General features: G+C 40.4%; 5 protein-coding genes. 2 read left to right on the top strand and 3 right to left on the bottom strand.

Features of this window, described 5'->3' with window-relative positions:
* The first annotated feature begins 627 nt into the window (after positions 1-627).
* A complete protein-coding gene (locus BY457_RS11915; RefSeq protein WP_146130974.1) occupies positions 628-2418 on the top strand; it encodes a transporter substrate-binding domain-containing protein in 1791 nt (596 codons plus the stop codon).
* A gap of 16 nt (positions 2419-2434) precedes the next feature.
* On the opposite strand, the gene BY457_RS11910 is transcribed toward BY457_RS11915, so the two are convergent.
* From BY457_RS11910 to BY457_RS11895, 3 genes are all read right to left on the bottom strand, one after another.
* Positions 2435-2680 (bottom strand): hypothetical protein, encoded by a 246-nt coding sequence (locus BY457_RS11910; protein ID WP_106153548.1) that lies wholly within the window; start codon positions 2678-2680, stop codon positions 2435-2437.
* A 57-nt stretch (positions 2681-2737) separates the two neighbouring features.
* Positions 2738-3103, bottom strand: a complete 366-nt coding sequence (locus BY457_RS11905) for a phage holin family protein (protein WP_106153547.1) — start codon at positions 3101-3103, stop codon at positions 2738-2740.
* Positions 3104-3728: 625 nt separating this feature from the next.
* Entirely contained in the window at positions 3729-4007 is a 279-nt protein-coding gene (locus BY457_RS11895) for a YtxH domain-containing protein (RefSeq protein ID WP_106153546.1), read from the bottom strand.
* Positions 4008-4473: 466 nt separating this feature from the next.
* On the opposite strand from BY457_RS11895, the gene BY457_RS11890 reads away from it, so the two are divergent.
* On the top strand, positions 4474-6696 hold the full coding sequence (locus BY457_RS11890; RefSeq protein ID WP_106153545.1) for a RelA/SpoT family protein: 2223 nt from the start codon (positions 4474-4476) through the stop codon (positions 6694-6696).
* Positions 6697-6743: the final 47 nt, after the last annotated feature.

The following is a 6743-nucleotide window of genomic DNA, read 5'->3' as shown; positions in this document are numbered from 1 at the left end:
TATGCAGTAGAAATTACAGATCCCTTAACTGGCAATACTTACACAGAAACTTTACTCTTAAACGAGGAACAAAAAAGACTTGCAGATCTCTTTGGGTTTTAATTTGGGTGTCCCAGTGCGGAACTCAGGAAAAAAGCGCAAATCCGGCGAGGGACTAACGTTCCATTCTCCTTTTGATGCAGAAATAGTCATTCATTGAATTCTGTTGTGCATGAGTTAGAAAAATGGGAATGGTGTTACCCTAAAAAAAGTGTCAATCTATAAACTAAGCAAATATTGTTTTTAGGGCTGTTTCTGGTCAGACAGTGCCAATTGCTAGGCAAGCGTAACAGACTGCCCCGATCCTTCGGGGATACAAGTGGTACTTTATGGACAGAGACTAATTAGTGCCTGTCTATAAACTAAGCAAAGTTTCTCAAGTTCGTTGTCTCTGTTCAGACGGTTCCGTTTACAAGGCTTGCCATTAGCGGAAATGCGGAGTTTACTTGAGTAAATGAGCAATTTCCGCTAATGGGGTAACGCAGTAAACGGGACTTTATGGACAGAGACTAATTAAGGTTAAAAAAGTAAAACTTTTATTAGCTCTGTTGCGTAAGTTACAAAAGCCTGAAACTAAATTATACGCTATTGCTTCGATTTTTTGTCATATTCGTCTCTTTGTGGTTGATGACTCCTGCATTTTGGGAGTGTAATGCACAGGCAATTGACCTGAGTAATGATGAAAACCCCGATTTTAGCACACTATCATATCCGGAGTGGCAGGACTCGGTAATCCATGTCATTGGTGACCACAATTATGCCCCTTATGAGTTTTTGAATGAAAAAGGAGAGCCTGACGGATTTACGGTAGCCATTATCAAGGCGGTGGCAGAGGTTATGAAACTTAATATTAAAATTGAGTTGATTTCATGGGGTGAGGTCAGAACCTCTGTTGATCAGGGAACTTTTGATGTGGTGTCCGGAATGTATCAGACTCAGCAAAGAGATGCCATTGCCGATTTTTCTATACCCCATTTTATCAGCTCTTATTCGTTTTTTGTCCGCAAAGGTTCCACGATTAAAAACAGTGAGGATTTTGAAGATAAGGTTGTACTTGTTCAGGAAGGAGATCTTGGACACGATTACATGATTGAAAGATATCCTGAAGCCCGACTGATAACCTTTACGGATTTTGGTGACCTGTTTATAGCGCTCTCCGAAGGCATTGGAGATTTCGCCTTTCACTCCAGGCTTCAGGGACTTAGGTTTTTGAGTAGCAATGAAGTGAGTAATGTGGAAGATGTGGGGAAAGCGGCCATACAACAAAAATATTGTATGGCAGTTGCTGAGGGAAACACCCAGTTATTGGCTATATTGAACGAAGGTCTGAGCATTATTAAGACCAATGGGACCTATGACCGGATCTATCAGGAATGGTTCGGTATTTATGAAAACACTCCTTTTTCATGGAGAAGAGTGATGATGCTGACAATGTGGATTGTTGTTCCTCTTGTTTTACTGGTTCTTATTTTTTTCTATTGGTCGTGGTCACTGAAAAAACAGGTGCGAAAAAGTACTGCTGATCTGCAGGAAGAGCTGAAACGAAGTCAGACTTTTCAACATGAGTTAGAGGTGTCACAAAGCAAGCTGGAAAATCAAAATATTCAGCTTCAACAGCACAATGCCAGAATTGCTTCGATGAATGATGAATTGAAAGCGGCCAAAATTCAAGCAGAAAAAAACGACAATCTTAAAACAGCTTTTCTGGCAAATATGAGCCATGAAATAAGGACTCCCATGAATTCAATTATTGGCTTTTGTGAGCTGCTTGAAATTGAGGCTCAGGAACCAAATGTTCAGAAATATACCGGTATTATATCCAATAGTGCACAACGATTGATGCGATTATTAGATGACATTATTGACATATCAAAAATTGAGAGTGGTGTTATCGGATTTTCTTTTTCGCAAATGATGGTTAAGAATATTCTGATTGAATTGTATGAGCATTATAAGGTTGAAACAGACAACAAAGGAATTGATTTTGTGCGCCAGGCTGAAGATGTTTGCAAGGATTTTCTATTAACCACGGATCCAAGTCGGTTGATGCAGGTATTGAATAACTTCCTGAGCAATGCAATTAAGCATACCGATTCGGGAACCATTATTATGGGGTGCAGCAAGCAACCGGACCATTTGAAATTTTGGGTTGCCGATACGGGGCGCGGGATTCCACCGGAGGATTTACCGCATGTTTTCGACCGGTTTTTTCAGGCGGGGAACCATCATGCCGGCGGCACCGGTCTTGGCTTGGCTATTGCTCGGAGTATTGTTGAATATTTTGGTGGGAAAATTGGTGTGGAAAGCAGAGAAAACAAAGGAAGTACATTCTGGTTTACGCACCCGCTTTCGTTACAAGCCGGTAAACTACATGGTTGATAGTTTTTCTCGTAGATTACTTTCTTTTACGCCCGAAAAAATACTCCTTTATTCTGTTTTTTAACTCCATCAGCATCGGTTGTGCCCACTCTGTCACTAGTGACGGAACCAGGCGTACCGGGTGTAAATAGTAGCCAATTTCCAGCAGTCTGATCTCCAGTTGCTTCTCGCTGTATTTGGCTTTGTAAGCAAGATGCGTTTTTTGAGCAATCAGATCCCGGTAACTTTTTATATGTCTGTAGTCGTTGTTTTTCTTTTTCATATTTTCCGAAAATTCTTGTTTATATGGTAACAGGCAATTCCTGATTTTGATGAATCCCTATTTTTCATCGTCTTCAAACTTTGGAAACATCAACTCTATAAATCTTTGAACCACATGACGTTCTATGAGTTGCTTCCTCAGAATCCAGAAAATTAATGCTGCCAGTAAGAAAATGCCCCCCATTATGGCGAACCCCAAAGCATACGATTCTAACCAGGAGCCCAGTAACAGAGCCGCTGCCAGAGAAAAAAACATAAAGACAAAGAAAAAGAGGTAGAGCAAAACTGTTTTCGTCATGAAACTTGAGAAGAAGCGGGACATTTCCCCTGCTACATGCAATTTTACAAGGTCAACCCGAATCTGTAAATATTCCTCAAGTTCTTTTTTTAGTTCATCAACTTCGCTCGTAATACTTTCTTTCATTCGTTTAAAATTTTGTAATTGTCTGATAAAAAACTAATTAAAAATTTGAGAACGAATGGAACCGCTTCGCTCTCGCATAATATTTTTTAAACATATTCTATTGTGATATTTATGCTTAAAAAATATCATCCTCGTTTCATCCGTATAAAATTAATTTTTCAAGGTCGGATGGAACTCGCATGCAATAACTTATACATATTCTTTTGAGGCAACCTTTGCCATGCTCGTTTCATCAGTAAATAATTTATCTAAGTTATTGGTCTGATGGAACTCGCATGGTTGATTGTTTACATCCTCTTTTGAGGCAACCGTTGCCATGCTCGTTTCATTAGTATAAAATTTAATTATAAAGGTCTAATGGAACTCGCAACCTTTTTATAAATCCACTTTCACTTTTTCTGATGCAACAGGGGATTTGGTTGCAGGTTTCTTTGTAACAAAGCGATATGGCCGGGGCCGTATCAAAGTTCCACAGTCATACCCATTTGCATAAGTACTACAAAATGGAGATCGGGTAAGAACCCATATTTTCCCGACATTTGTCAGATGCAATGTGCAAATTTTTCCTAAAATAAAAAAGTTGTTCCGTTAAGAACAACTTTTTTGAAGTTTTTCATCTTTCCAATTATTTCGCTTTTTCCGGAGCTTTCCGGTATTCTTCCATTAGTTTTTCAATCCTGTTTTCCAGATCCTGAACTCTTTTGCGGGCATCCTCTTTCATTTCGGTGCCTTTTTCTTTCAGCTTTTCCCGCATTTTATCCAGTTCATCTTCCAGTTCGTCAATTTTTATCTTAATCTGACGTCTTGTGTCCTCACCTGTTTGTGGTGCATATAAAAGTGCAAGTGCGGCACCGGCTGCGGCACCCAGTATAAGTCCTCCTAAAAATAATCCGGTATTCTTCATAATTTATTGGTTTTTACAATTTAACATTCAATTAATTAAATATAGAGTTTTTTTTTGAGAATGTCAAATGTGAGTTTGCAATCATTTAACCTGCTTTATTCATGAATTATCGTTATGAGATGTTCAAATATCAAAAAATACAATCAACCGCAGATAAAATGGATGTAGGGAATAATGAGTTTTTTCAAATCCATTTTATTGAGGACGTTTGTATTTTGCAGATAGTTGGACATCGGAATAGATTATTTGTTAATAATGCAAATTAATAGAATAACCAATGAGAAAGCGGATTGTTTTATGCCTGTTTTATTGACTTCACCGAATGAATCAAGCTGTTAAAAGGAGTTGTTTGCAATATGGCCCATTAAGTCTGCAAATATGCCAAAGTGGAATACCAGGTTTAACATTATTTTTGTCCCGGTCCTCCATTGAATGTTTTATCTTTACCATTCAAAACTTTTTTGATATGCCCAATCTGAATAAACCCATAACACCACAGGAGAAAAAAGATATATTGCAGAGCTATAAGTCTTTGTTGAATGCATCTGAAGCCATTATTCAGTCTGGTGACGTGAAGATGATTCGGGAGGCTATTGCTGTTTCTTTGCAAAAAGCCACCAATATCCGGCGAATTTCAGGAACACCGGCATTGTTGCACTCTCTGGAGATTGCGCGTATTGTGGTTGAAGAGGTTGGTTTGGGCAGGACTTCCCTTATTTGCTCTTTGCTTTACGATGTTCTTCGAAACGGTGAAATTAGCATTGAGGAAATCCGGGAGCAATTTGACGACCACGTGGTGCTAATCATGGAGGGGCTGCACAAAGTGGCGGATTTATACAACAGAAATACCTCCATTAAGAGTGAAAATTTCCGTAAGTTGTTGCTCACCTTCGCACAGGATGTAAGGGTTATTCTGGTTATTATTGCCGACCGCCTTCGCACCATGCGTACGTTGGAGCGGTACGACCTGCAGAGTCAGGAAATCATTTCATCGGAGGTTGCTTACCTCTATGCTCCAATGGCTCACCGGCTTGGTCTCTATACCATTAAATCGGAAATGGAAGATTTGGTGATGAAGTTCACCAATCGTGAAATGTATAAGTTCATTGCCAAAAAACTCAATGAAACCAAGCGTGCCAGGGAAAAATACATCAGTGAGTTTATTGCTCCGTTGAAAAAGGAACTTGCTGAACAGGGGCTGGATTTTGACATCAAGGGCAGAACCAAAACCATCAATTCCATCTACCATAAAATGCGTAAGCAAAATGTAGAATTTGAGCAGGTTTATGATCTTTTTGCCATCCGGATTATTATTGATACCGATATCAAAAGAGAGAAGGCGGAATGCTGGAAGGTATATTCCATTGTCACCGACAAGTATCAGCCTAACCCCAGTCGATTGCGTGACTGGCTCTCGGTGCCCAAAAGCAATGGATATGAGTCGTTGCATACTACGGTGTTGGGGCCAAATCATAAATGGATTGAAGTGCAGATTCGCACCAAACGTATGGACGAAATTGCCGAGAAGGGACTGGCAGCTCACTGGCGGTATAAGGGCATCAAAAGTGAAAGAGGATTGGATCAGTGGTTGACCAATGTGCGTGAGATTCTTGAAAATCCGGAAGTTAATGCGGTTGACTTTATTGATGACTTCAGGTTAAATCTCTACGACGAGGAGGTTTTTGTTTTTACACCAAAGGGTGATCTGCGTCGCTTACCCAAGGGAGCAACCGTACTCGATTTTGCCTTTGATATTCACTCCGAAGTGGGAAAAAAATGTGTGGGAGCACGTGTCAATCAAAAAAATGTTTCCATAAAATATGAGTTGCGAAATGGTGACCAGGTGGAGATTCAGACTTCATCCAATCAGGAACCCAAACGTGACTGGCTGAGTGTGGTGAGCACCTCCCGGGCCCGAACAAAACTGAAACAGGCTCTCCGGGATATTGAATACAAAGAGGCCGAAATAGGACGTGAGATGCTTGCCCGACGCCTGAAAAACTGGAAAATGGAACTGACCGATCAATTAATTGGTCAATTGGTAAAGCATTTTCGGTATAAGTCTGTTCATGATTTTTTCAGAGACATTGCCGAGGACAATCTGGATGCCGTGGCCGTGAAGGAGTACATCCTGAAAGAGAGAGAGAAGGAAAAAGAACTGGCTGAAAGTCAACTGGCAGGGCGCAGTGCCGAGAATTTTGTAACCCCCACAGAACACGAAGAGGAAGCCGGACAGGATGTTTTGCTGATAGATAAGAATCTGAGTAATGTGAATTTTCAGCTGGCCAAATGTTGCAATCCCATTTTTGGCGATGATATTTTTGGTTTTGTTTCGGTCACCGGAGGCATTCGCATTCATCGGAAAAACTGCCCCAATGCACCCGATATGCGGCAAAAATATGGTTACCGCATAGTTCCTGCCCGCTGGACAGGCGAAGCCGGAGGTTCCTACCTTGCAGCTCTGCGGGTAACGGGAGAGGATGATATCGGAATTGTTACCAATATTTCTCAGGTGGTTTCTAAAGATATGGGACTAAAAATGCGTTCCATTAATGTGAATTCTCACGACGGAGTTTTTGAAGGAACACTTTCGGTATTTGTGAACAACAAACAGTCGCTTAATACTTTGATGAAGAAAATTAAGAACATCAGAGGAGTTTTTGATGTTTCCCGCTTTGATGCCGTTTGATTTCCTCAATGCGGTGATTTAATTTTTTTCGCTGTTGATTTTATGAT

It is taken from the genome of Marinilabilia salmonicolor (assembly GCF_003003035.1).
GTDB classification, from domain to species: domain Bacteria; phylum Bacteroidota; class Bacteroidia; order Bacteroidales; family Marinilabiliaceae; genus Marinilabilia; species Marinilabilia salmonicolor_A.
This window is presented reverse-complemented; position numbering and strand designations above follow the sequence as displayed.

Excerpts from the sequence above, each read along its gene's own strand:
- BY457_RS11910 (WP_106153548.1), bottom strand. The coding sequence starts at position 2,680 with ATGAAAAAGAAAAACAACGACTACAGACATATAAAAAGTTACCGGGAT.
- BY457_RS11905 (WP_106153547.1), bottom strand. The coding sequence starts at position 3,103 with ATGAAAGAAAGTATTACGAGCGAAGTTGATGAACTAAAAAAAGAACTT.
- BY457_RS11895 (WP_106153546.1), bottom strand. The coding sequence starts at position 4,007 with ATGAAGAATACCGGATTATTTTTAGGAGGACTTATACTGGGTGCCGCA.
- BY457_RS11890 (WP_106153545.1), top strand. The coding sequence starts at position 4,474 with ATGCCCAATCTGAATAAACCCATAACACCACAGGAGAAAAAAGATATA.